Origin of the sequence: Xylophilus sp. ASV27 (assembly GCF_016428875.1) — a bacterium.
Classification (GTDB): domain Bacteria; phylum Pseudomonadota; class Gammaproteobacteria; order Burkholderiales; family Burkholderiaceae_C; genus Xylophilus.
Genome location: NZ_JAELTO010000356.1, coordinates 1 through 311, shown reverse-complemented (window position 1 = coordinate 311; position 311 = coordinate 1). Strand labels below are relative to the sequence as shown.

Below are 311 nucleotides of genomic sequence, written 5' to 3'. Positions count from 1 at the left end.
CCCCCCCCCCCCCCCCCCCCCCCCCCCCCCCCCCCCCCCCCCCCCCCCCCCCCCCCCCCCCCCCCCCCCCCCCCCCCCCCCCCCCCCCCCCCCCCCCCCCCCCCCCTTTTTTAATGATCCGGCGACCCCCGAGATCTACACTAGGTTCTCTTCGTCGGCAGCGTCAGATGTGTATAAGAGACAGCACCAGTACCTTGCCGTCGGGCTGCACGGCCAGGCTGAACACCGGGCCGTTGGCGCCGGGATCAAAGCCCGTGTCCAGCGAGCCATCGGCGTTGAGGCGGGCCAGGCGGTTGCGCGTCTGGCCGCCC

The 311-nt window shown here is 75.9% G+C and carries 1 protein-coding gene; it reads right to left on the bottom strand.

Translation table 11 applies throughout. The annotated features are described in order from the left end of the window. Positions 1-163: 163 nt before the first annotated feature. A partial coding sequence (locus JHD63_RS25160; RefSeq protein ID WP_198973174.1) for a delta-60 repeat domain-containing protein occupies positions 164-311 on the bottom strand: 148 nt, incomplete at its 5' end.